23 protein-coding genes are annotated in these 22,223 nt (G+C 69.8%); 16 read left to right on the forward strand and 7 right to left on the reverse strand.

Annotated features, from left to right (window positions below):
• Window positions 1-8: 8 nt before the first annotated feature.
• Window positions 9-1,904 (reverse strand): molybdopterin biosynthesis protein, encoded by a 1,896-nt coding sequence (locus D8670_RS06930; protein ID WP_121817333.1) that lies wholly within the window; start codon window positions 1,902-1,904, stop codon window positions 9-11.
• A 67-nt stretch (window positions 1,905-1,971) separates the two neighbouring features.
• Window positions 1,972-3,189, reverse strand: a complete 1,218-nt coding sequence (locus D8670_RS06935; RefSeq protein ID WP_121817334.1) for a molybdopterin molybdotransferase MoeA — start codon at window positions 3,187-3,189, stop codon at window positions 1,972-1,974.
• Between the two features lie 202 nt (window positions 3,190-3,391).
• Between D8670_RS06935 and D8670_RS06940 the strand changes: the two genes are divergently transcribed.
• Together D8670_RS06940 and D8670_RS06945 are read left to right on the forward strand one after the other, a co-directional pair.
• Complete coding sequence (locus tag D8670_RS06940) at window positions 3,392-3,718, forward strand: hypothetical protein (protein ID WP_121817335.1); 327 nt, start codon at window positions 3,392-3,394, stop codon at window positions 3,716-3,718.
• Between the two features lie 229 nt (window positions 3,719-3,947).
• A complete protein-coding gene (locus D8670_RS06945; RefSeq protein WP_121817336.1) occupies window positions 3,948-4,271 on the forward strand; it encodes a hypothetical protein in 324 nt (107 codons plus the stop codon).
• 63 nt (window positions 4,272-4,334) lie between these two features.
• Here D8670_RS06945 and D8670_RS06950 read toward each other — a convergent pair whose 3' ends face one another.
• A complete protein-coding gene (locus tag D8670_RS06950) occupies window positions 4,335-5,984 on the reverse strand; it encodes an FG-GAP repeat protein (protein ID WP_121817337.1) in 1,650 nt (549 codons plus the stop codon).
• Window positions 5,985-6,217: 233 nt separating this feature from the next.
• On the opposite strand from D8670_RS06950, the gene D8670_RS06955 reads away from it, so the two are divergent.
• The 5 genes from D8670_RS06955 (at window position 6,218) to D8670_RS06975 (ending at window position 11,781) form a co-directional block, all read left to right on the forward strand.
• Window positions 6,218-6,886: a GIDE domain-containing protein gene (locus D8670_RS06955; protein ID WP_121817338.1), complete on the forward strand. Its 669-nt coding sequence runs from the start codon at window positions 6,218-6,220 to the stop codon at window positions 6,884-6,886.
• Between the two features lie 64 nt (window positions 6,887-6,950).
• Window positions 6,951-7,313 carry an Hsp20/alpha crystallin family protein gene (locus D8670_RS06960; protein ID WP_121817339.1) on the forward strand — a complete coding sequence of 121 codons (363 nt, stop codon included), beginning with the start codon at window positions 6,951-6,953 and terminating at the stop codon, window positions 7,311-7,313.
• A 6-nt stretch (window positions 7,314-7,319) separates the two neighbouring features.
• Window positions 7,320-8,999 (forward strand): ABC1 kinase family protein, encoded by a 1,680-nt coding sequence (locus D8670_RS06965; RefSeq protein WP_121817340.1) that lies wholly within the window; start codon window positions 7,320-7,322, stop codon window positions 8,997-8,999.
• A gap of 40 nt (window positions 9,000-9,039) precedes the next feature.
• Entirely contained in the window at window positions 9,040-10,110 is a 1,071-nt protein-coding gene (locus D8670_RS06970; protein ID WP_121817341.1) for an aminotransferase class I/II-fold pyridoxal phosphate-dependent enzyme, read from the forward strand.
• A 159-nt stretch (window positions 10,111-10,269) separates the two neighbouring features.
• Complete coding sequence (locus D8670_RS06975) at window positions 10,270-11,781, forward strand: aldehyde dehydrogenase family protein (RefSeq protein WP_121817342.1); 1,512 nt, start codon at window positions 10,270-10,272, stop codon at window positions 11,779-11,781.
• A 58-nt stretch (window positions 11,782-11,839) separates the two neighbouring features.
• Here D8670_RS06975 and D8670_RS06980 read toward each other — a convergent pair whose 3' ends face one another.
• A complete protein-coding gene (locus D8670_RS06980; RefSeq protein ID WP_121817343.1) occupies window positions 11,840-12,499 on the reverse strand; it encodes a 4-vinyl reductase in 660 nt (219 codons plus the stop codon).
• A 371-nt stretch (window positions 12,500-12,870) separates the two neighbouring features.
• Between D8670_RS06980 and D8670_RS06985 the strand changes: the two genes are divergently transcribed.
• The 4 genes from D8670_RS06985 (at window position 12,871) to D8670_RS07000 (ending at window position 15,711) form a co-directional block, all read left to right on the forward strand.
• Complete coding sequence (locus tag D8670_RS06985; RefSeq protein ID WP_121817344.1) at window positions 12,871-13,248, forward strand: translation initiation factor IF-5A; 378 nt, start codon at window positions 12,871-12,873, stop codon at window positions 13,246-13,248.
• Window positions 13,248-14,066, forward strand: a complete 819-nt coding sequence (locus tag D8670_RS06990) for an arginase family protein (protein ID WP_121817345.1) — start codon at window positions 13,248-13,250, stop codon at window positions 14,064-14,066. The genes D8670_RS06985 and D8670_RS06990 overlap by 1 nt, the downstream gene beginning before the upstream one ends.
• 38 nt (window positions 14,067-14,104) lie before the next feature.
• A complete protein-coding gene (locus D8670_RS06995) occupies window positions 14,105-14,866 on the forward strand; it encodes a hypothetical protein (RefSeq protein ID WP_121817346.1) in 762 nt (253 codons plus the stop codon).
• Window positions 14,867-14,943: 77 nt separating this feature from the next.
• Window positions 14,944-15,711 carry a Nif3-like dinuclear metal center hexameric protein gene (locus D8670_RS07000; protein WP_121817347.1) on the forward strand — a complete coding sequence of 256 codons (768 nt, stop codon included), beginning with the start codon at window positions 14,944-14,946 and terminating at the stop codon, window positions 15,709-15,711.
• On the opposite strand, the gene D8670_RS07005 is transcribed toward D8670_RS07000, so the two are convergent.
• The gene (locus D8670_RS07005; RefSeq protein WP_162994217.1) at window positions 15,708-16,010 is read right to left on the reverse strand and encodes a HalOD1 output domain-containing protein; all 303 of its coding nucleotides are present in this window, start codon (window positions 16,008-16,010) and stop codon (window positions 15,708-15,710) included. The genes D8670_RS07000 and D8670_RS07005 overlap by 4 nt on opposite strands.
• Window positions 16,011-16,135: 125 nt before the next feature.
• On the opposite strand from D8670_RS07005, the gene D8670_RS07010 reads away from it, so the two are divergent.
• A complete protein-coding gene (locus D8670_RS07010) occupies window positions 16,136-17,164 on the forward strand; it encodes a deoxyhypusine synthase (RefSeq protein WP_121817348.1) in 1,029 nt (342 codons plus the stop codon).
• A 103-nt stretch (window positions 17,165-17,267) separates the two neighbouring features.
• Window positions 17,268-17,675 carry a DUF4112 domain-containing protein gene (locus D8670_RS07015; RefSeq protein WP_121817349.1) on the forward strand — a complete coding sequence of 136 codons (408 nt, stop codon included), beginning with the start codon at window positions 17,268-17,270 and terminating at the stop codon, window positions 17,673-17,675.
• A gap of 15 nt (window positions 17,676-17,690) precedes the next feature.
• Here the strand turns inward: D8670_RS07015 and D8670_RS07020 are convergent, their stop codons facing one another.
• Window positions 17,691-18,359: a glycosyltransferase family 2 protein gene (locus D8670_RS07020; protein ID WP_121817350.1), complete on the reverse strand. Its 669-nt coding sequence runs from the start codon at window positions 18,357-18,359 to the stop codon at window positions 17,691-17,693.
• A gap of 227 nt (window positions 18,360-18,586) precedes the next feature.
• Between D8670_RS07020 and D8670_RS07025 the strand changes: the two genes are divergently transcribed.
• The 3 genes from D8670_RS07025 (at window position 18,587) to D8670_RS07035 (ending at window position 20,811) form a co-directional block, all read left to right on the forward strand.
• Window positions 18,587-18,784 (forward strand): hypothetical protein, encoded by a 198-nt coding sequence (locus D8670_RS07025; protein WP_121817351.1) that lies wholly within the window; start codon window positions 18,587-18,589, stop codon window positions 18,782-18,784.
• A 265-nt stretch (window positions 18,785-19,049) separates the two neighbouring features.
• Window positions 19,050-19,541 carry a YciE/YciF ferroxidase family protein gene (locus tag D8670_RS07030; protein ID WP_121817352.1) on the forward strand — a complete coding sequence of 164 codons (492 nt, stop codon included), beginning with the start codon at window positions 19,050-19,052 and terminating at the stop codon, window positions 19,539-19,541.
• Window positions 19,542-20,037: 496 nt separating this feature from the next.
• A complete protein-coding gene (locus D8670_RS07035) occupies window positions 20,038-20,811 on the forward strand; it encodes a spondin domain-containing protein (RefSeq protein ID WP_121817353.1) in 774 nt (257 codons plus the stop codon).
• A 109-nt stretch (window positions 20,812-20,920) separates the two neighbouring features.
• Here the strand turns inward: D8670_RS07035 and D8670_RS07040 are convergent, their stop codons facing one another.
• Window positions 20,921-22,171 (reverse strand): zinc metalloprotease, encoded by a 1,251-nt coding sequence (locus tag D8670_RS07040; RefSeq protein WP_121817354.1) that lies wholly within the window; start codon window positions 22,169-22,171, stop codon window positions 20,921-20,923.
• Window positions 22,172-22,223 lie beyond the last annotated feature (52 nt).

Raw genomic sequence — 22,223 nt, forward strand, 5'->3', positions numbered from 1 at the left:
TCTCCTCGCTACGCGTCGTATCCCGGTAAGTCGGCCGTCAGATCGTCGACGTCCTCCAGCGCCGCGGCGAGCTCCGCGACGCCGTCTTTCCCGACGCGGTCGGGGTTCGCGTGCACTCGCACCCGCTGGTCGCCGAGGGGGACGAACCCGAGACCGAGCTTCGCCGCGGTGGCACGCAGGCCGAGGCCGGCGTCGGCCTGCCCGCTCAGAACTTTTCGCGCCGGGCTCTCGTGTGCGCGGACCGCGAGGTCGAACCCGTCGATCGCGTCGACGACCTCGCGGCGGTCGATGCCGCGCTCATCCGCCAGCGCGGCCGCCGCGTTCCCCAGGCTCGTCCGGAGGCCGGAGTCCGTCGTCCGGTTGACGAAGCGCAGGTCGCGGTCGACGAGGTCTGCGAGGCCGGCGACCTCGTCGGGGTTCCCCTCGGGGACGACCAGCCCCCACTCGCGCCGCCACTCGCCCAGCGGCTCGGCGTCCACGTCGCGCTCGACCGGTCCCGCCGTCACGGCCACGTCCGGCGTCCCGTCGCGGAGGCGGCGTAGCCCTTGCCGGCTCCCGACCGCCAGGTACCGCGGGTCGCGCAGGCGGTCGAGCAGGGGCGAGAGCAGCGGGTCGTCCTCGCCGACGCCGAACAGCGACGGCGGGCGGACCTCCGGCGAGAACAGTTCGACCGTGACGGACTCGCCCTCCGCGAGGTAGTCCGTGTCTGGGTCGACCGCGACGACGCCGTCGGCTTCGACCAGGCTCGTCGTCGCGCCGCTGCCCTTGTCCACGGGGTAGACGAGCGTCTCGCCGTCTCCGTCGGTCACGAGTCCGACCGGCATGTACCGCAAGCGGCCCTCCGAGTAGCGCTCGCGCCGGGCCATCCGCCCCGTCACCGTCGCGGTACGGGGTTCGGGCAGCCCCGCGGCCTCCCTGATCGCCGGCGCGACGAACGTCCGGAAGATGGTGAGCGCGGAGACGGGGTAGCCGGGGAGGCCGACGTAGGCGGACGCGTCGTCGCCCTCGCCCATCCGCCCGATCAGCATCGGCTTCCCGGGCTTGACCGCGACGCCGTGGAGCAGGAGTTCGCCGCGCTCCTCGATGACGCGGTAGATGACGTCGACCGCGCTGGCGCTGGTCGACCCCGAGGAGAGAACGAGGTCGCACTCCTCGGCGGCGGTCGTCAGGATCCGCTCCATCTCGTCGTAGTCGTCGCCGGCGTGGGGGTAGGTGACGGCCTCGCCGCCGGCCTCTTCCACGGCGCTGGCGACGGTGTAGGAGTTCACGTCGTAGATCTGGCCGCGCTCGCTGTGCAGGTCGCCCCCGGGCCGGACGAGCTCGTCGCCCGTCGAGATGATGCCGACGCGGGGCGTCCCGCGCACCGGCACCTCGTCGACGCCCAGCGCCGACAGCAGTCCGATCTCGCGGGGCGTGAGGCGGGTTCCGGGACCGAGCGCGCGCTCCCCTGCCGCCACGTCCGCGCCCGCGAGCATCACGCTGTCGCCCGGCGCGACGGAGGTGCGAACCAGCACCTCGCCGTCCTCCTCGTCGGTTTTCTCCACCATCACCATTGCGTCCGCGCCGGCAGGCATCACCGCGCCGGTCGAGATCTCGACGGCCTCGTCCTCGCCGACTTCCACGTCGGGCTCCTCGCCGGCGTGGACCGCGCCGACCAGGTCGAGGCGGGCGGGGTCGGCCTCGTCCGCGCCGAACGTGTCCCGCGCCCGCAGGGCGTAGCCGTCGAGCGACGCGCGGTCGAAGCCTGGTACGTCGAGTTCGGCGTCGATCCGTTCCGCGAGGACGCGACCGCTCGCGTCTTCGAGCGGCACCGTCTCCGGGTCGGGCGTCAGGTCCAGCGAGTCGAGCGCCTCGCGGGCGCGCTCCGGCGGCGCGAGGTCGCGGAACTCCTTACGGTCGGTCACGCGAACCCCTCCGGGGTGAGCGTGACGTCGTCGGGCCCAGGCACGCCGTGGAAGCGTCCGACGGGAGTCACGCCGACCACTCCCAGTCCTGCACGGCGACGGTCTCGCCCTCGGCGATTCCCTCACGGTCGTCGGGGACCTCCACCCAGCCGTCGGCCTGCGCGACGCTCGACAGGACACCCGACCCGCTCGCCCGCGTCGGGACGGCGACGCGCTCGCCGTCCCGGGTTTCGAGTTTCACCCGGGCGAACGTGCGTGTGCCGGGTTCGCTCGCGATCTTCCGGTCGAGGCGGGCCTCGGTCGTCGGGTGCGCCGGGACCGGCGCGTTCTCGGTCCACTTCATCGCGGGCCGGAGGAACTGCACGGCGTTGACGATGCAGGCGACGGGGTAGCCCGGGAGCATGAGGACGGGCGTCTCCTCGACGACGCCGAGCGCGACGGGATGGCCCGGCTTCAACGCCACGCCGTGAACCAGCACCTCCCCGATGTCGTCGATCACCTCCGGTATCAGGTCGCGCTCGCCGACGGAGGAGCCGCCGGTCGTGACGACGAGGTCCTTCGTCAGGTCGCGCTGGACCGCCGCCCGGAGCGCCTCGCGGTCGTCGGTGACGACGTTTCGGTACTCGGCGCGGCCACCCCAGCGCTCGACGTACCGGGAGACGGTCAGCCCGTTCGTCTCGATCACCTCGCCGGGAGCGGGGTCGCGCTGGACGAGTTCCTCGCCCGTGGGGATCACGCCGACGCTCGGCCGGTCGTACACCTCGATCTCGTCGACGCCGACGGACTTCAGCATCCCCAGGTCCGACGGCCGCAGGCGGTGCCCCGGCTCGTACAGCGTCATCCCCGCCTCGACGTCCTCGCCGACCGGGGCGACGTTCTCGCCCTCGGCGACGGCGTCGAACACCTCCAGGTCGCCGCCGACCGCCTCGACGTCTTCGACCATCACCACGGCGTCCGCGCCCTCCGGGAGTTCGCTCCCGGTGTGGACGCGGACGGCCCGCTCCGGCCCGGGCTCGTCTCCCTCGCGGAGTATCTCGGGCGACCGGTCGCTCGCGCCGAACGTGTCCGCCGCGCGGACGGCGTAGCCGTCCATCGCCGCCCGGCGGTAATGCGGCACCGGCCGCTCCGCCGTGACGGTCTCGGCGACGACGCGCCCGTCGGCCGCCGTCAGCGGGACTCGTTCGGTGCGGTCGACGCCCGCGACGGCCTCGCGGAGCGTCTCGCGCGCCGCGTCGACGCGGGTCCGGTCCTTGAACCCGGCCTCGCTGAGAGTTTCGTCGCTCATGGGCCCACCTTCGGACCGGCGTAGCAAAAAGGGACGACTCTGACTCCGCCGGTGCACCGGCGGCCGCGTCGGGGATCGACCGAGACGTGGGTGGACGCCGATCGAGCGGTCGGTTCGTGCGGCCGGGGTGTACGCGATCGGGGACCGTCGAAACGGGAGGCCGTTGCCCAATACTATCTGCCTCCGGCGCGTTACACCGAGTATGGTCTCGTCTGACTCGTGGAACCGTATCACCGTGTTGCTCGTCGGGCTGCTGGTGCTTTTCGCGCCCGCGCTGTTCGTCATCATCACGCTCGAATTCTTCATCCTCACCGGGGAGATCGCGCTCAACGAGATCACGCTGCTCGAGTTCCTCGAGCTGTACATCATCGACCTGATCCTGCTCGTCGGGTTCGGGTACGGCGTCTATCGGCTGACGCTGTGGGTGTCGGACCGACCGCTCCGCGAATCGGTCAACGAACTGAGGACCGACGACGACGGTCCCGTCGACGAGTCCTCCGAAGACGCTCCATTCGACGACCGTCAGTGATCTTCTCGCGACGAGGCGATCCGCGAACGGGATAGCGGCGGCCGTCCGGTCGGGAACCGGACGTGAGGGTGGAGCATCGAACCGGCCGTCCCCGATAGCGACTCAGTCGCGCCGTCACGGCACGACGACGCCGAGCGCGGCGGAGCAAAACAGGGACACCTCTCGCGAAAACCCGCTCTCCGCTCGCCGCGGAGCCACTACGTAAGTGTCCGGACGACGTTGTTCGCCCATGGCCGACGGTGATTCCCCGAGCACCGACGATATCGAGAGCAGGATACAGCAGGTTGGCCGCTTCTCTCGGTTCGTCAAAGCGGGACTGGGCGTGATCGTAGCGGCGTTCCTCCTCGCGGTCGTCGGACGATTGCCCGACAACCTCGGGTCGGTTTCGAGCGCGGTCGACGCCGTCCTCCTTCCGATGATATTCGTCGGGATGGGGCTGTTGCTGTACGGCATCGGGATGCACCTCCACCTCATGCATCTGAACCTCGTGAAGCAGTTGCGAAAGAGCCGGGAGGCGGATCCGGAGATGTCCGAGGAAGGGTCGGAGTCGTAGCGGGAGCGTTTCGAGCGTCGAGAAGACCGGTCGGAGGCGGCGATCAGAGCGACCCCCCGACGCTCAGTCGCGCCGCCACAGCGCGACGACGCCGAGCGCAACCGCGGCAGCACCGACGACGACGCCGACGGGGGCGAGGGTGCTCAGCGGGTCGCCCTCACTCGGCGCTTCGGCCGCCGCGGTCTCGTCGGTCGCGTCCGTCTCGGTCCCGTCGCTTTCGGTCTCGGTGTCCGTGCCGCCGTCGGACGCGTTCTCCTCGACCGCGTCGGCCGTCGCCGCGCAGCCGCTCTCCAGCAGGGTCGCGCTCGCCGTGGTGTTGGTCACGTTCTCGTCCGGCGCGCCGACCAGCGCGTCGCGGTTCCCGTCGCCGGTCGCGTCGACGGTCAGCGCGACGCGGTAGCCGGCGTAGTCGCCCGGGTCCTCGCCGGCGAGGATCTCGACCGGGTCACTCCCGTCGGCGGGTACCATCACTGCCGTGCCGGCCTTGTCGTCGGCGTACGGGCTCCCGACGAGCAGGTCCGCCCGGCCGTCGCAGGTCACGTCGCCGGCGGTCGCGTCCCAGCCCGCGCGGTCGCCGGCCGTGCCGGCGTAGACCGGCTCAGCGTCGGCGAGCGACGCGTTCTCGGGCGGGACGACGTACACGGCGCCGGAACTGCTGCCGTTTTCGTCCGCGGTCGGTGCGCCGACAATCACGCCGGCGCTGTCGTTCCCGCGGTAGACGCCGACGGTGTGGCCCGCCGAGTTGCCGCCCTCGGCGCCCCGGATCACCGCTTCGGCGTCGGCGAGCGACCGCTCGCCCGCGGCGATCGCCGGAGCGACGTAGGCCGCGCCGGCTCCCGACCCTCCGGCGTCTCGCGCGCCGACGACCAGGTCCGGCGTTCCGTTCCCGGTGAGGTCGCCGGCCGCGACGTCCCAGCCCGCGCGGTCGCCCGCGGCCTCGCCGCCGAGTCGGAGGTCGGCGTCGGCACTGGTCGCGTCGCCGGAGAGCGAGTCGGGTGAGAAGTAGTAGGCCGCGCCGGCGTCCTCGCCGCCCTCGCCGTCGGCGCGCGGGTCGCCGACGAGCAGGCCGTCCGCTCCCTCCTGCGGGACCGGCGCGACGGCGATGCCGAACTGCTCGTCGTCGTCGCCGCCGGCGATCACCGCGTCGGCGTCGGAGGGACGGAGCGTCTCCGACATCGACGGGCCGCCGTGGAAGACGTACACGTACCCGTTGTCGCGCAGCGGCGCGCTCACGATCAGGTCGCCGTAGCCGTCGCCGTTCACGTCCGCGACCGCCGTGTCGTACCCCGTCCACTCGCCGCCGGCAGTCCCCCGGACCGTGACGTTCGCCGCCGAAACGTCGGTCTCACCTGGGTCGACCGGGCCGAAGAACACCGCGGCGGCCCCGGCGTTGTTGCCGGCGTCGTCGTCGAACGGGATGCCGACGACCACGTCGGCGGTGCCGTCGCCGTTCAGGTCGCCGCCGGCGACCGACTCGCCCGTCGAGGGGCCGCCGCCGACCGTCGCGTGCGGCGAGAGCGGCGGGCCGTCAGTTCCGTTCCCGTCGTCCGTCTCGCTCGTCTCGTTTTCCTCCTGGCGTTCGACCTCGCGGTCGGTCGCCGGTGTCGGTTCGTGCTGGGCCCCGTCCGCCGCGACGAGCGCTCCGGTCGCGGCGACCGCACAGACGGCGACCGCGAGCGCCCCGGCGAGCGCGACTGCCGAGCGTCGGTTCATCGGATCGTCAATAGGAGCGGGGCGGCTTTGTTATCCAACGACAAATTCCGTTTCCGCGCGGTAGGTGGTTGTTACTCCTCGCGGCGCTCCGACGGAACGTTTATTTCGCGACGTGAACGAGCGGAAGGCATGCCTTACGGTCTCTCTGTTCCCGTCGTACTGACCGCTCTCGTCGGGCTCGTCGGAGTGCCTTCCTCGCGGACGGCGTCCGGCACGGCCGCCGCGCGTACCGAGTGTACCGAAACGAGCCCGTCGACGTCGCGTCGGCGGCCAACGCGAGCGGCGTCGTCGAGGTGGAAGGGACCGTCGAACCCCACGAGGTGACGCTCGTCTCGCCGTTTACCGGCACGGAGTGCGTCGCCTGCCGGTACGAGGTGGAGGAGTACACCTCGTACGGGAAGTCGAGCCACTGGGACTCGATCTACTCCGGCGGCGCGCGGCGGCCGTTCGTCCTCGCCGACGACACCGGCCGCCTGCTGGTCGAGCCAACGGGCGCGTCGCTGGCGCTGGACGAGGACGACGTGGTCCGCGTCGACGCCGGCGACCGACCGCCGGAGCGGATCCGCCGCTGGATCGGTGAGACGCCGGAGGTGGACTCCGAAGAGGGGTCGTGGGACCTCGGACCGCTCTCGATCGCCACCGGCAACGACCGCAAGTACGTCGAGCGGCGGCTCGATCCCGGTGAAACCGTCCACGTCTACGGCGTCACCGAGTTCCGGCGCTGGTCGGACGCGGGCGGCACCGTCAACGCCGTCGTCAGAGGGGAGGGCGCGCCCTTCTTCCGGATCACCGACGGGAGCGAGCGCGAGGCGGTGCGGCGGCTGGCGACGCCGGCGCTCTACCGCTTGGCCGCGGCGGCCGTCTGCGCGGTGGCCGTCACGTACGCCGGGATCGCGCTGTGACCGCGGGACGCGGACTCGCGCTCCGATCGCGGGCTTTTTCGCCCCGGACTCCCAACGCGTACGTATGTCAGCGCTGCGTGACGCCTTGCGCGACCTGCCCGACGCCGTGTTCGCTGACCTCCTGGAGAGCGACGACGCCTACCTGCTCGTCGTCGACCTCCCGGGGGTGACGGCGGACACGGTCGACGTCGCCGTCGAAGGCACCCAGCTTCGGATCGAGGCGCGGCGCGAGAAGGACCTCCCGACGGAGTTCCGCTACGTCACCGAGGACCGGTCCCTGTTTCTCGACGCGGAGCTCCCGCTCCCGCCGGACGCGACCGATGCCGGCGCGGAAGCCACCGTCGACCGCGGCGTGCTCGAACTCCGCCTCCCCAAGCGCGGAACGGGGGCTACGGGGACGACTATCGAGGTCACCGAGGGCGCGTAGCGCGGGGTGGTGACGCTGGTCAACCTCCGTGCATACTGGCGGTTTTTCGTCGTCGCGCGGCAGTTCCTCCCGTTGCTCCTGGCGTACGCGCGGGACCGCCGCCGGTTCGTCCTCGTCGGCGGCCGCCGTCGGGTCGACGCGGAGACGCGTCGCCGGCGCGCGGACCGCCTGCTCGACTCGCTGCTGACGCTCGGCCCGACGTTCATCAAGCTCGGCCAACTGCTATCGACCCGGCCGGACATCCTGCCGCCGGAGTACATCGACGTGCTCTCGCAGCTGCAAGACGAGGTGCCGCCCGCGGAGTGGTCGGCCGCACGGGAGGTAATCGAGGCGGAACTGGGACCGGTCGACGAGGTGTTCGACGACTTCGACCCCGACCCCATCAGCGGGGCCAGCCTCGGACAGGTGTACACCGCGAAGGTCGACGGCGACGAGGTCGCCGTGAAGGTCCGCCGCCCGAACATCGAGCCGCTCGTGGAGTCCGACCTGCGCGTGATCCGCTGGTCGCTGCCGATCCTGCTGACGTTCATCGACGAGTCCCGGGCGTTCTCGCTGGAGAACCTCGCCGACGAGTTCGCGAAGACCATCCGCGAGGAGATGGACTACGAGCGCGAGGCCGAGATGCTCCGCGAGATCAGCGAGAACTTCGAGGGTGACGACGCCGTGGTCATCCCGCCGGTCGTCGAGGACCGGTCCGGCCCGCGGGTGCTGACGATGCGGTACATCCCCGGGACGAAGATCAACGACCTGGAGGCGCTGAAGTCGAAGGACCTCGACCGCACGCGGATCGCGGAGAACCTCCAGCGGGCCTACCTCCAGATGATCATCGAGGACGGGATCTTCCACGCCGACCCCCATCCGGGCAACCTCGCGGTCACCGACGAGGGCAGCATCATCTTCTACGACTTCGGGATGAGCGGCCGCGTCGACGACTTCATCCAGGACAAGATCGTCGACTTCTACGTCGCCGTCGCCAACCAGGACACCGACGCCATCCTCGACGCCCTCATCGAGATGGGGACGCTCTCGCCGGAGGCCGACCGGCAGGTGATGGGCGAGGTGATGGAACTCGCCATTCAGGACGTCCGCGGCGAGGACATCGAGCAGTACCGCGTCCAGCAGATCGTCGGCCAGATCGAGGACTCGATCTACGACTTCCCGTTCCGCCTGCCGAAGAACCTCGCGCTGGTGCTGCGCGTCGCGACGGTGGTCGAGGGCGTCTGCGTGACGCTCGACCCCGACTTCGACTTCATCGCCATCGCGACGGACTACCTCACCGAGCAGGGCTACCGCGAGGAGAGCATCCGGCAGTACGTCGATGAGGCGGGCGACCAGATACAGGAGTCCGCGCTGGCGACGGTTCGCACCCCGCCGAAGCTGGAGAGCGCGCTCGACCGGATCGAGCGCGAGAACTTCCACATGCGGGCGGAGATCGAGGACCCGAACGACGTGTTCGACACGCTGGCCAAGCGGATCGTCTACGGCCTCCTGCTGACCGCCGGCGTGCTCTCGACGGCAGTGCTTTACTCGTTCGCCACGGTCAGGTCGACCGCGGTCGCCGCCGCGTTCTCGTTCGGCGTCGCGGTCCTGCTGTACCGGTCGCTCCGCGAGCGCAAGGGGATCCGCGCGAAGCCGCAGTTCACCCGACAGAACCTGAAGGAGCGTCGGCGCCGCGAGAGCGACTGAGATCCCCGCCGGTTTTGTCGCGCCCGTCGTACTCCGTCCCATGGACATCGCCGAGTTCGGTCTGGAGCGCTGGTTCGCGAAGCACGAGCACGAGGCGGATATCATGCTCGCCGAGAGCGGTATCCGGAGCCTCGACGCCGACCGGTTCGACACCGACCCCGGCGAACTGGGCTACGTCATCCCCACCAACGGCGACCCCGAGTTCCGCGCGCGGATCGCACGGCGGTACGACCGGTCGGCCGACGAGGTGCTTTTCACCTGCGGCGCGCAGGAGGCGAACTTCCTCACCTTCCTCTCACTGCTCGACGAGGGCGACCACGCCGTCGTCGTGACGCCGACGTACCAGGCGCTCACCGCCGTCCCCGACGCCGTCGCCGACGTGACCGAGGTCCCGCTGTCGCCGCCGGACTGGGAGCTCGACGTCGACGCGGTGGCCGACGCGGTCCGCCCCGAGACGGAGGTCGTCGTCGTCAACAACCCGAACAACCCGACGGGGCGCTACCACCCCGAGGAGACGATCCGCGCGCTGTACGACCTCGCCGAGGACGCGGACGCCTACCTGCTCTGCGACGAGGTGTACCGGCTGCTCGCCGAGGAGCCGCTCTCGCCGGTCGCAAGCATGGGGCGGCGGGGGATCAGCACCGCGAGCGCGACGAAGTCCCACGGCCTCGCGGGCCTGCGCTTCGGGTGGGCCGTCCTCCCCGAGGAACTGGTCGAGACCGCCTGGAACTGGAAGGACTACACCACTATCTCGCCCTCCATCTTCGGCCAGCACGTCGCGAAGCAGGCCCTGGGAGACCAGGAGGACGAAATTCTCCGGGAGAACCGCGAGCACGCCCGGCGCAACCACGAGCGGGTGCGGGCGTTCCTCCACGAGCACGAACTCGACTGGTACGACCCGGTCGGCGTGAACGGGTTCGTGACGGTGCCGGACGGGTTCGACGACGCCCGCGAGTTCTGCACCGCCGTCGTCGAGGAGGAGAGCGTCGTGCTCGCGCCCGGCGACCTGTTCGGCCACCCGGACCGCTTCCGGATCGGCTTCGGACTCCCGGCCGACGAACTCGACGAGGGGCTGGAACGGGTGGGCCGCGTCGTCGAGCGGCGCGCGTAGTCGTCGAGCGGCGCGCGAAAGCCGCCACGCGTCGCGGGCCGGCGGCGGACGAGCGGGGTCCGCCGCTGACGATCGGGAGAGCGCCGTCGGGGCATTTTCTGGCGGCGGACCGTGAAACGAAAACCGTAAGAAGCGACGGTAACGCAAAATATACGTTACATGACAGAGGTAGACAACGATTCCGTCGAGGAGCCGGACGTGGACGACCTGGACATCGCGCCCGAGGACGGGTGGAACGCGCTGTACGTCGACGGCGAGTGGGAACCCGCGGGCGACCGGGACGCGATCGAGGTCGAGAATCCCGCGACGCGTGCGACGCTGACGACGGTCCCCTCGGCCACGGAGGACGACGTCGACGACGCCTACGCGGTCGCGGCCGCGGCGCAGGAGGACTGGGCCGACCGCCCGCCGCAGGAGCGCGCCGCCGTCGTGACGCGAGTCGCGGACCTGATGGACGAGTACGCCGACGACCTCGCGACGCTGTTCGCCGTCGAGTGCGGCGGCGTCGGGCTGAAGGCCGGGTTCGAGACCGAACTCGCTCGGAACACGACGGAGGTCGGCGGCGGCCTGGCCATGCGCAGGACCGGTCGCCACCAGGAGTCCGTGACGCCGGGCAAGGAGCACATCGTCGTCCGGGAGCCGGCCGGCGTCGTCGGCGTCATCACGCCGTGGAACTTCCCGCTGTATCTCACCAGTCGGGTCGTCGCGCCCGCCATCGCGCTCGGCAACAGCGTGGTGCTCAAGCCCGACGAGAACACGCCGATAACGGGCGGACTCGCGCTCGCGGCGCTGTTCGAGGAGGCCGGCCTCCCGGACGGCGTGCTGAACGTCGTCCCGGGCTACGGCCACGAGATCGGCGACCACTTCTCGGGGCACCCGGTCCCGTCGGTGATGTCGTTCACCGGCTCGTCCGAGGTCGGCCGCGGCGTCGGGCAGCGCGCGATCGGCCAGTACACGGACCCGGCGCTCGAACTCGGCGGGAACAACGCGCACGTCGTCCTCTCCGACGCCGACTTAGAGCGGGCGGTCGACGCCGGCGCGTTCGGGTCGTTCACCCATCAGGGGCAGGAGTGCATCTCCATCAACCGCCACCTCGTCCACGAGTCGCTGTACGACGACTACGTCGCGGCGCTGGCCGACCGCGCCGAGCAGCTCCCGATCGGGGACCCGCGCGAGGAGGGCGTGATCGTCGGCCCGGTCATAAACGAGTCTCAGCGCGACAAGATCGTCGGCTTCATCGAGGAGTCGGTCGAACAGGGCGCGACCGTCGAGGCCGGCGGCGACCACGACGGCCTGTTCGTCGAACCGACGGTGCTGTCCGGCGTGACCAACGACATGCCGACGGCGTGTAACGAACACTTCGGTCCCGTCGCGCCGGTCATCCCCTTCGAGAGCGACGAGGAGGCCGTCGAGATCGCCAACGACACGGAGTACGGCCTCTCCGGATCCGTTCACTCGTCGGACGTCGGACGAGCGCGGGACGTGGCCGACGCTCTGGAGACGGGCATGGTCCACATCAACGACCAGCCGCTGAACGACGAGCCGCACGTCCCGTTCGGCGGGGTCGGCGCCTCCGGGGTCGGGCGGTACAACGACGAGCAGATCCTGGACACCCTGACGACGCTGAAGTGGATCTCCGTCCAGCGCGAACCGCGAGAGTACCCCTACTGATTCGGGAGGGACGCACCGCGGTTCGGCGTTCGAACGGGACGACCGATAGCCGGCGGGCTCAGGTCCACTCGATGCGGAACGTGCAGTGCCGTCCGCCCTCCGCCCGGCACTGATCGCCGACTTCCTCCACGTTCACGAAACTGTCCGTGAAGTTCTCGGCGACGCCTCGGAGCAGTCCCTGGTCGAACTCGCACGGATACGGGTTCTCACAGACCATCTCCCCCTCGCAATCCCCCGTCTTCCGGAACTCGTAGGAGCCGATGTCCATGCCGCGGTGGTTGTGCTGGTACGCCTGGTCGACCGACTGCAGGGCCTCTTCGGCGCCCTCGATGCCCGGCGGGAACTCGACGTGTTCGGGGATGTGTCGCCCCATGTTCTGCATGCTGCTCTCGCCGTAGTCGTCCCGCATGTCGAACAGCATCGCGAGCGGGGCCTTGAGCGGGTACCACTCGTCCGGCTCTAGCTCCTCGATGCCGTAGTTCGCGAGCTTGTGTTTGGTCTGTTTCCCCATGAACTCCGTGATGGACTCGCTCGCCGCGACGTACGACATCGGACTCCGACCGATCACCTCGGAGCCATCGAGGTTCCCCTCGAACCCGGTCCGGTCAGCGACGGTCGGGAGGGCGACGTCGTTCGCGTCGTCCCCGTCGTCGTCGCCGAAACCCACGAACCGTTTTATCGTGTCGCTTGCATTAGATATCGAATGTCCGAATACCATCGTATTCGAAAGGATACGTATGCATTAAAAATGGTTTCCGGTTCGACAGGCGGCGCCCTCTGTGGATCACACGGGCGGAGAAGCGTTACTTTTGACCGTGGAAACGGACGCTGGCGAGGCAACGATACACATCGTTCTATTGGCAATTACTCTCATAATACGAGAATTTCCGCGGCTTTGCTACGGAGGCGTAAACCCGGGACTCGTTCCGGTAATCGCGACGAGACGGGACCGACCGCGCGCGTTCGGCATTCCGAAGCGTGGATCGGCTCCTCACGAGCGAGTTCCCCCGTCAAAAGGACGCTAACCCCCGTAGCTCGGCGCTATGCGCTTCCAAATCGTTTATACTCTTACGTTGATTAAGCCGCCCTATGGCGAAACAGCAGAAGGAAGTCCGCGACCTTCAGGAAGGCAACTACGTGATGATCGACGACGCGCCGTGCCAGATCAACTCCTACAGCACGGCGAAGCCGGGCAAGCACGGCAGCGCCAAGGCCCGCATCGAGGCCGAGGGCGTCTTCGACGGGAAGAAGCGCTCGCTCTCCCAGCCCGTCGACGCGAAGGTGTGGGTCCCGATCATCGAGCGAAAGCAGGGCCAGGTCGTCAGCGTCGAGTCCCCGACGGTCGCGCAGGTGATGGACCTGGAAACGTACGAGACGATCACGATCTCCACGCCGGAGGACGCCGACCTCTCGCCCGACGACGACATCGAGTACCTGGAGATGGAAGAGCAGCGGAAGATCATATAATGCTTCCCGGGGCCGCCGCCGACCGCGACGAGGCGTCGTACGTGGTCGTCGGCGCCCCGCTCGACGTCTCGACGACGTTCCAGCCGGGCGCACGGTTCGGCCCGGACCGCGTGCGTCGCTTCGCCGAAACGTACGACGACTTCGACCGTCGAACCGACCTCCGTTTCTCGGAACTCTCGGTACACGACCACGGCGACGTCCGCGCGTGGGACGACGCCGCCGAGTACCTGGAGTACCTCGAAGGCGTCGTCACCGACGTCGTGTGGGACGACGCCGTCCCCCTCCTCGTCGGCGGCGAGCACACCGTCTCCGTCGCCGGTGTCCGCGCCGTCGACCCGGACGCGGTCGTCGTCCTCGACGCCCACCTCGACCTGCGCGAGGACTACGACGGCAACGAACTGAGCCACGCGACCGCCACTCGCCACGCGCTCGACGTGGCGGACGAGGCCGTCGTCGTCGGCGCGCGCACCGGGAGCGAGGCGGAGTGGGAGCGCGCCGCCGAGGGCGACGTGACCGTCGTCCCGCCGGAGGACGCGGCCGACTGGTCGCCGGATTTCGACGAGGAGTCGGTCTACCTGAGCGTCGACGTGGACGCCGCCGACCCCGGGTACGCGCCCGGCACGGGGACGATGGAGCCGTTCGGCCTGCACCCCCGCGAGATGCGCGACATCGTTCGCGCCGTCGCGCCCCATGCGGACGGCTTCGACGCGGTCGAGGTCAACGACCGCGACGACGGGCAGGCCGCGGCGCTGGCCGGCAAGCTCCTCCGCGAGTTCGTCTTCGAGCACGCCCGCTCGCGCCGCGACGGGCGGTCGTAGGGAGGGATTTTTACCCCGTCGCGGAGAGGCTTCGTAGCATGACCCTGTCGTCGTGTTACTTCTGCGGCACCGCCATCGAGCAACCGCTCTCGGAGTACCCGGTCGTCCCGGACGCGCTCGGCCCCGCGCCGGGCGACCAGCAGACCGTCGTCCTCTGTCCTGCCTGCCACCGGAAACTGTCCACCGTCACGGACCACATCGTCGCGGCCGTCGACGACCGCCAGCGGACGCTGGACGAGGCGAGCGCCGGCGGGGGCCGCGGAGCCGGAGACGGCTCGGCCGGCGACGAGAGCGCCGATGGCGGACGAGACGGCCCCGGCGACGACAGCCCGGCGATCGACGAGAGCGCCGCCGAGAGCCTGCTGGAGATGGGTACTTCGCGGACCGATTCGGCCGACGACGCGTCCGGCGACGGGGACGACGGCATCGTCGTCACCGGCCCGTCCGACCGGGGGAGCGGCCCGGCCGGCGACGATGCCGGTTCGGCGGCCGGCGCGGACGGATCCGCGCCGACTGACGAGGGGAGCGCCGCCGGTTCGCCGACGGACGCGGGCGAGTCCGACGAATCGGCGAGCGATTCGACCGGCGAGATCGGCGAGGACGGCCCGCCACAGGCCACGTACAACCGCGTCGTGCGACTGCTCCAGAACCGCGAGTTCCCGGTCGAGCGCGACGAGATCGCGACCGTCGCGATGAACGCCTACGAGATCCCGCCCGAGGACTTCGACGCCGTCATCGAGACGGCCGTCGACCGCGGCCTGCTCGAAGAGGAGCGGGGCTACCTGAAGCGCGCGGAGTAAGGCTGTCGCGCAGGGAGTGCGGCGCGCCCGCCGCGGGAGAGCGCAACGCCTACGGCCGCGCTCCGGGTAGGGACGGTATGGACCTGAGCGAGTTCCGCGACCGGTTCGACGAGCGACTGCGCGTCGACGACTACGCCGACGTGGACGCCGCGGCGAACGGCCTCCAGGTCGGCCCCGAGGAAGCGACCGTCGAGCGCGCCGTCTTCGCCGTCGACGCCGCCGTCGAGACGATCGAGGAAGCGATCGACGCCGGCGGCGACGTGCTCGTAACGCATCACGGCGTCTCCTGGGGCGGGTTCGACCGCGTCACCGGCCGCAAGTACGACCGGATCGCGCCGCTGATCGAGGAGGACCTCGCGCTGTACGCCGTCCACCTGCCGCTTGACGGCCACGTGGAACTCGGCAACGCGGCCGGCGTCGCGGACCTGCTCGACCTGACCGACCGCGAGCGCTTCGGCGCCGTCGGGCCGGAGTACATCGGCCTCCGCGGACGGGCGTCCGAGAGCTTCACCGCAGAGACGCTGCGCGAGCGGCTGGGCGACGCGCTCGACACCGGTGGGCGCGACGTGCAGGTGCTCGACTTCGGCCCGAAGACGATCGAGGACGTGGCGGTCGTCACGGGCAGCGGGACCGACTGGATCGACGAGGCCGAGTCGAAGGGCGTCGACGCGCTGGTGACCGGCGAGGGCAAGCAGAAGGCGTACCATCAGGCCCGGGAGGCCGGGATCACGGTCGCCCTCGCCGGCCACTACGCGACGGAGACGTTCGGCGTCCGGGCGCTCCGGGACGTCGCCGAGGAGTGGGGATTGGAAACCGCGTACGTCGATCGCCCGACTGGGCTTTAGGCGGTCGGCCCGTCAGCGCCCGCTTCGTCGGTGACCACGACCTCGAAGCTCCCCCGTACGGAGACGACGTACCCCTGATACTCGAACGAGAGCGCCATCGGGACGCAGTCGGGGTCGTCGAAGAGGTGGTTGAGCGCGTCGGGATCGACGACCTCGTAGAGCGGATCCAGGTCCTGCGGCTCGACGTTCGCCGCGGCCGCGACCGCGAGTACCACCGCCGTGCTGGCGTCGGTGGTCGCCGGATCGAACTCGTCGCTAACGATCGTCCCGCCGTCGTCGTCGTACTGATCGTCAGGCATCCACCGATCGATTAGACGGCAGCGGGCATAACAGCCGGGGCTATAGTGTAAACCGGCAGCGACGTTTCGGGCGAGCGCGAGCGGCGATCGCGGCGTTCAAATCGCTGGCCCGCGCAGCCCGAACCATGACCGACGACAGCGGTCCGGCGGACGGCGAGCCGGAGCGAGAGACGTTCTCCCACGACCCGGTGGCCCACGCGGAGGTCCGCGCGGGGATGACCGTCGACGAACTCGTCGCGGAGTACGGCCACGCCGGTATCGGCGCGACGGACCTCCACGAGGCCGTCGACGTGTACGCCGAGATGATCGGCGACGACGACGTGACCAACTTCTTCGGCCTCGCCGGCGCGATGGTGCCGACGGGGATGCGCCGCATCGTCGCCGACCTGATCCGGGACGGCCACGTCGACGCGCTGGTGACGACCGGCGCGAACCTCACCCACGACGCCATCGAGGCCATCGGCGGCAAGCACCACCACGGGCAGGAACACGACCCGGACCCCGACGCATCGCTGCGCGACCACGACGAGCAGCTCCGCGACGAGGGGGTCGACCGCATCTACAACGTCTACCTCCCGCAGGAGCACTTCGCGCTGTTCGAGGACCACCTGCGCTCGCGCGTGTTCCCCGAGTGCGAGGGGACCGTGAGTATTCAGGAACTCACCGCCGAACTCGGCCGCGCCAACGCCGCGGTCAACGACGCCGAGGACGTCGGCGAGGGTCCCGGCATCGCCGCCGCCGCGTACGAGCACGACGTGCCGATCTACTGCCCGGCGATACAGGACTCCGTGCTCGGCCTGCAGGCGTGGATGTACTCCCAGACGAACGACTTCTCGCTCGACGCGCTCGCGGACATGACGCCGCTGACGGACCTCGCGTTCGAGGCCGAGAAGGCCGGCGCGATGGTCGTCGGCGGCGGCGTCCCGAAGAACTTCGTCCTCCAGACGATGCTCGTCGCGCCGAGCGCGTACGACTACGCGGTCCAGCTGACGATGGACCCGCCGAACACCGGCGGGCTCTCCGGCGCGACTCTCGACGAGGCGCGCTCGTGGGGGAAGATCGAGAAGGCGGGCCGCAACGCCAGCGTCTACGCCGACGCGACGATCACGCTCCCGCTGGTCGTCGCCGCCGCCCGCGAGCGGATCGGCGAGTAGACGATCCGCACGACGGAGTAGTCCCCCGCGCGACCTGTTTCGCGCCGGAACCCCTCGCCTCGCTCATGCGGGCACCTATCCCGCTCGGCGGCGTACGGCGGGTATGGCACAGGACGAACTCGACGTGGACCCGCCGTCGTTCGGCGACGGTTCGACCGGCGAGGCGATCATCGGCGACCAGGAGTCGGCGTTGAAGCGGATGCGGATGGTGGGCACGCTCCTCGACGACGCGATCCGCGTCCCGGGAACGGACTTCCGGGTGGGCATCGACCCCATCGTCGGCATCCTGCCGGTCGCCGGCGACTCCGTGATGTCGGTGATCTCGATGTACATCGTCCTCGAAGCGGCCAACCTCGGCGTGCCGATGTCGACCGTCGCGAAGATGGTCCTCAACATCGCAGTCGACACCGTCTTCGGCTCCGTTCCGGTGATCGGGACGCTGTTCGACGCGGGGTGGAAGGCGAACAAGCGGAACGTGAAACTGGTCGAGCAGCACCTCGACGCGGTGTAGCGGGTCGGACCCTTCTCAGTAGTTCGCTCGCACCCGCCCCCAGTCGAGCCGGAGGTAGTGATACAGCGTGCCGGTCAGCCCCGCGGCCGCGACCCGCCGGCCGGAGCTCTCGACCAGCACCGCGGGGCAGTAGCCCGTTTCGACGGACCGGCCGAGCCGACGGCTGAACGCGGTGTCCTCGTTCGGCACGTTCGGGAACCCGCCCGCCGCGCGGTACGTCTCGGCGTCGACGAAGAAGTTGAAGCCGGGCAGGACCGGCCACTCCAGCCGCGGGAAGACGTGGTTTATCGTCCACTCCACCAGCTTCGCCCGCCGCGGCCCGGTCATCCGACAGCGCGACGAGGCGGCGTCGAGCCCCTCGTGCCCGACGTGAGCGAGCATCGTTTCGAGGTAGGACGGGTCGAGCGCGGTGTCGGCGTCGACGAACGCTAGCCACTCGCCGCGGGCGTGCTCGGCCCCGATGTGGCGCGCGTCGCCGATGCCCCGCCCCGCCTGCCGGTACACTCGCGCGCCGTAGTCCCGGGCGATCTCCGCCGTCCCGTCGCGCCGCCCGCCGACCACGACGACCGCCTCGTAGTCCCGGTCGGTCGCCTGATCGCGAATGCTCGACAGCGTCGACGGCAGGTACGCCGCTTCCTCCCGCGCCGGCACGACGAAGCTCACCTGTGGGTCCCCGTCGTCCATCGATCGGTTCTCCCACGGAACCCCTGTTAGGTCTTGCGCCGAGGCGCTTCGGCCGTCCTCCTCTGGTCGCGACCGCCCCGCTCGGCAAGCGCTGTTCGAACACGAACGATTATTAAGGAATGGCACGAACGGAGAGATAGACGATGAAACTGGTCGTACCCGTACGCGCCTGATTCTCCCGTCCGACGACCAGCCTCTCGACCGTCCCGCTCCGCCGCTTCCGCTCAATGCACACCCAGACCACCCGACCCCGATCCGACGCCAGTATCGACGCCGAACCGACGCCGCAGTCCGAGTCCTCGCGGACGACCCGCGAGCGTGCCGCCAGCGCCGACGCGCCGGCGACGTTCTCGCCCTTCTCCGAGTCCCGGCTCCCGAACGCGTTCGACGACGAGAACCAGTCGATGCCGGGCTCCCGAAACTGAACGGAACCGTCTTTACGCGCACCGGCGTACGTCCGCCCGGCCGATGACGAGGGGACCGTCCCGAGCCGGCTGGCACCCGGCGACGACGAGCCCTATGAGTGCCGAGGCCGAACTTTCGCGATGCGTCCTCGCCGACGCGAGCGACGACCTTTAAGAACCGTTTCCGCCGCTGTTGACGCGTTAAATCGCAACGCCCTCGGGCATTTTTCATAAGTACTCTCACGCTGCCGTTTATGCAAGTGGCTGCGCTACCGAAGGACGCACCATGACTACTGACTCGACCGAGGAGCTACTCGTTCAGGGCCTGCAAGAACTGTACTACACCGAACAGCAGCTGGTCGACGCGCTCGACACCCTCGCCGAGCAGACGGAGGACGAGACGGTAAGCGAGGGCTTCGCAGAGCACCGCGAGGAGACGGAAGAGCACGTCGACCGGCTGGAGCAGGTGTTCGACCAGATCGGCGAGGAGCCGCAGGAGCGGCAGGAACAGGTCGTCGACTCGCTGATCGACGAACACGAGCAGTTCGCGCGGGAGAACGACGGCACGGTCCTCGACCGGTACAACATCTCCGCCGGACAGAAGACCGAGCACTACGAGATCGCCGCGTACGGCAACGTCACGTCGCTCGCCGGCAAGCTCGGCTACGACGAGGCCGCCGACGTGCTGGAGGAGACGCTCCGCGAGGAGGAGGCGGCGCTCGACGAGCTGTCGCAGGCCGGCGAGCAGTTCGACGAGCAGCAGGTCGCCGGCGACTGAGGGCTCGCCGCGATTATCACTCTGTTTCTTTCCGATCCGGTCCGAGCAGTCACAGCCGTGGACCGTCCGCGACTGTGCGGATACGGACCTCCTCTCGGTCGTCGGCGAGCAGCGTCTCTGCGAGTTCGGGTCGGTCCCGCCGAGGAGCGCTCGACGAGGTCGCGCAAGAACGCCTTGCTCTCGTCGGGGAAAGGGCAGACGCCCCCACTCTCGCGCGTCGGTCGGACGCGACGAACTGGGCCGTCCCGGTCACGTGCGGGCGAACCCGCCATGGAGCGAATGTAGCCCGTTTCGAGAGGAAATTTGAACGGAGACGAAGCGACTCCGAACGGAGTTTGAAAAATTTTCTCCCCCGGTTCGTCCGCAGATAAAGGCGGCGTCTCTGGCCTCCGCAGAGAGAGCCAGAGAGGCCGACATACCGACAATGTCAGACGACAGCTCTCGACTCGACATTTCGCGGCGGCGAGCGCTCAGTGGAATAGCTACGGTCGGCGCTTTGAGTGCCGTTCCCGGTATCGGTGCGGCGACCTCCGGACGCGGCGGGGAGACGACCCGGTTCACCGTCCGCGTCGAGAACGTGGCGTCGCTGGACGAGTACCCCACGGCGCCGGACCCGCCGCTCTCGACCGGCGGAGCGGTCTGGATCACGCCGGGTGCCTACGCCATCTACAGGGGCCAGAACCCGATTCTCGGACGGAACAAGGCCGCCAGCCCCGGACTCGAAGCCATCGCCGAGGCCGGCAGGCCAGGCGGAACGCCGGAGAACGACTCGCTCGTCGCGGAACTCGGACAGTGTTCGAACGTCGCCCACGCGGGGGCGTGGACGCCCGCGGACACCGTGGCGGATCCGAACGACCCGTTAGGAGAGGTTCCCGGCGCGCCGCCGATCGCGCCGGGGGGAGCCTTCGAGCTCGATATCGAGGCCGAACCCGGACGGAAACTGGCGTTCGCGACGATGTTCGTCCCCTCGAACGACGCGTTCTTCGCTCCCGGCCCCGGCGGCATCGGGCTGTTCGACGGCGATGCCCCGGTCGACGGCTCCGTCACCGACGACGTCATCCTCTGGGACGCCGGGACCGAACCGAACGAGGACCCAAGTAGCGATAGCCCCAACCAGGCCCCACGACAGGGACTGGAGTTCGGAAATCCGGACAAGGGACCCGACGAGGACGGCGTCGTCCGCGAACTCCGCCCGACGGACAAGGTCGGCGACGGCTACAGCTACCCCGATCCGAGCGACGCGATCGAGGTGACGATCACGCCGCAGTAGGCGGGCGACGGCGACCGGCTTCCCTGCCTTCTCACTCGACGAGCGCTCCCAGCCGCGGCGAACCGGAGAGAGCGGGACGCCGAGCGCGAGTGATCGTTCCGAGCCGGGGCTACGGTTGATCGGGGAACAGCGCGAGGTGACTGACGATGAGCCGGCTCTCCAGTCCCCCCGCCAGCGCGCCGGAGAGCACGCCGATCGTACTGATGAACGCGCCGGTTCTGACGAGGTCGACGAACCCCACCGTCGGGTCCTCCAGGCTCGGCCAGTTCGACATCAGGTTCGCGGGGAAGACGACGAGTTCGATGACGAGGATGATCCCCCAGACGAGCGCGAACAGGCCGGCCATCGCCAGCAGGAGGACGAGAAAGACGGTCACGTTGACCAGCGCCGTGTGCTCGGTGACGACACGGTGGCGCTTTCGGGGGAAAGAGAGGTTCTGGACGAACAGAAGGTAGAGCGCGGCCGCGACGACGCTGACGACCGCGAACAGCGCCGCCGTCACGTTCGCCATGTGGAACCCGACGTCCCAGGACTCGGCGCTGAAGACGATGACGAGCGTCGGGGTCAGCGCCGCCGTCGACAGCTTCGGCAGGGAGAGCGGCAACAGCGGCGCTCGGCTGTTGGCGAGCGCCTGCAGAACCTGCCCGGGGCTTCGCCCGGCACTGCGGAGGTGGAAGGCGAACCGCGACAGCGAGCCTTGCGGCCGGGCTTCGTCCGCCGGGATCTCCCCGGCGATCCGGCGGAGGTGGCGCTCGACGTCCGCGTCGACCGGGGGGACTGACCGCCGCTCCGGATCGAACCGAAACGGCTCCATGACGCCGCCGTCGGCGTCGCGGTGGCGAGCGCCCAGCACGTGGCCGACGAGGTGAATCAGCAGCGTCGCCGCGTTCCACCGGACGGCCTCCTGGTCGAGCGCGCGTCGTGGCTCGCCGCGGGGTGCGCTCCTGAGGTCCCGGGTCGAGACGACGGCGATGCGGGAGAGCGGCGACGCGAGGCCGGGGACGAACCGCTCCCCGCTCGTGACGAGCGGGACGTCCGTGACGACGAGAACCAGGTCGTACGGCCCCTCGACCATCCGGTGAGTGGCGCGGTCGAGGAACTCCGAGGGGCGGCGACGGTCGTGGTCGGCGAGCCGCGCGGGGCCGTCGAGGTAGAACCGCCAGCTGACGTCCGTCGCGGACGCCAGTTCGTCGACCGCGTCCTCGGCCGCCCTCGAAGCGAACGAACGGAGTTCGTCCGGATCGCTCCCTGGAGCGTGCGCCACGAGCACGCCGACGTCCACTCGGAGGTCGGCCGATCCCTCCCGCTCGGCGGCCACCATCTCGCGGTCGTCGCCTCGGCTAGCTGGGGAAGTACCCATTACGAAGGCAGTTCACTGCGAACGGACTTAACGGCCGGTGGCCGGCACTTGC

It is taken from the genome of Halostella limicola, from assembly GCF_003675875.1.
In the GTDB taxonomy this organism is placed as follows: domain Archaea; phylum Halobacteriota; class Halobacteria; order Halobacteriales; family Natronoarchaeaceae; genus Halostella; species Halostella limicola.

Bases quoted from the DNA above. Each gene is read 5' to 3' on its own strand.
- D8670_RS07020 (WP_121817350.1), bottom strand. From the start codon at position 18,359: ATGGACGACGGGGACCCACAGGTGAGCTTCGTCGTGCCGGCGCGGGAG.
- D8670_RS07015 (WP_121817349.1), top strand. From the start codon at position 17,268: ATGGCACAGGACGAACTCGACGTGGACCCGCCGTCGTTCGGCGACGGT.
- D8670_RS06960 (WP_121817339.1), top strand. From the start codon at position 6,951: ATGTCAGCGCTGCGTGACGCCTTGCGCGACCTGCCCGACGCCGTGTTC.
- D8670_RS06985 (WP_121817344.1), top strand. From the start codon at position 12,871: ATGGCGAAACAGCAGAAGGAAGTCCGCGACCTTCAGGAAGGCAACTAC.
- D8670_RS07000 (WP_121817347.1), top strand. From the start codon at position 14,944: ATGGACCTGAGCGAGTTCCGCGACCGGTTCGACGAGCGACTGCGCGTC.
- D8670_RS06935 (WP_121817334.1), bottom strand. From the start codon at position 3,189: ATGAGCGACGAAACTCTCAGCGAGGCCGGGTTCAAGGACCGGACCCGC.
- D8670_RS06975 (WP_121817342.1), top strand. From the start codon at position 10,270: ATGACAGAGGTAGACAACGATTCCGTCGAGGAGCCGGACGTGGACGAC.
- D8670_RS07025 (WP_121817351.1), top strand. From the start codon at position 18,587: ATGCACACCCAGACCACCCGACCCCGATCCGACGCCAGTATCGACGCC.
- D8670_RS06990 (WP_121817345.1), top strand. From the start codon at position 13,248: ATGCTTCCCGGGGCCGCCGCCGACCGCGACGAGGCGTCGTACGTGGTC.
- D8670_RS07010 (WP_121817348.1), top strand. From the start codon at position 16,136: ATGACCGACGACAGCGGTCCGGCGGACGGCGAGCCGGAGCGAGAGACG.
- D8670_RS06950 (WP_121817337.1), bottom strand. From the start codon at position 5,984: ATGAACCGACGCTCGGCAGTCGCGCTCGCCGGGGCGCTCGCGGTCGCC.
- D8670_RS07040 (WP_121817354.1), bottom strand. From the start codon at position 22,171: ATGGGTACTTCCCCAGCTAGCCGAGGCGACGACCGCGAGATGGTGGCC.
- D8670_RS06970 (WP_121817341.1), top strand. From the start codon at position 9,040: ATGGACATCGCCGAGTTCGGTCTGGAGCGCTGGTTCGCGAAGCACGAG.
- D8670_RS06940 (WP_121817335.1), top strand. From the start codon at position 3,392: ATGGTCTCGTCTGACTCGTGGAACCGTATCACCGTGTTGCTCGTCGGG.
- D8670_RS07005 (WP_162994217.1), bottom strand. From the start codon at position 16,010: ATGCCTGACGATCAGTACGACGACGACGGCGGGACGATCGTTAGCGAC.
- D8670_RS06980 (WP_121817343.1), bottom strand. From the start codon at position 12,499: ATGGTATTCGGACATTCGATATCTAATGCAAGCGACACGATAAAACGG.
- D8670_RS06945 (WP_121817336.1), top strand. From the start codon at position 3,948: ATGGCCGACGGTGATTCCCCGAGCACCGACGATATCGAGAGCAGGATA.
- D8670_RS07030 (WP_121817352.1), top strand. From the start codon at position 19,050: ATGACTACTGACTCGACCGAGGAGCTACTCGTTCAGGGCCTGCAAGAA.
- D8670_RS06995 (WP_121817346.1), top strand. From the start codon at position 14,105: ATGACCCTGTCGTCGTGTTACTTCTGCGGCACCGCCATCGAGCAACCG.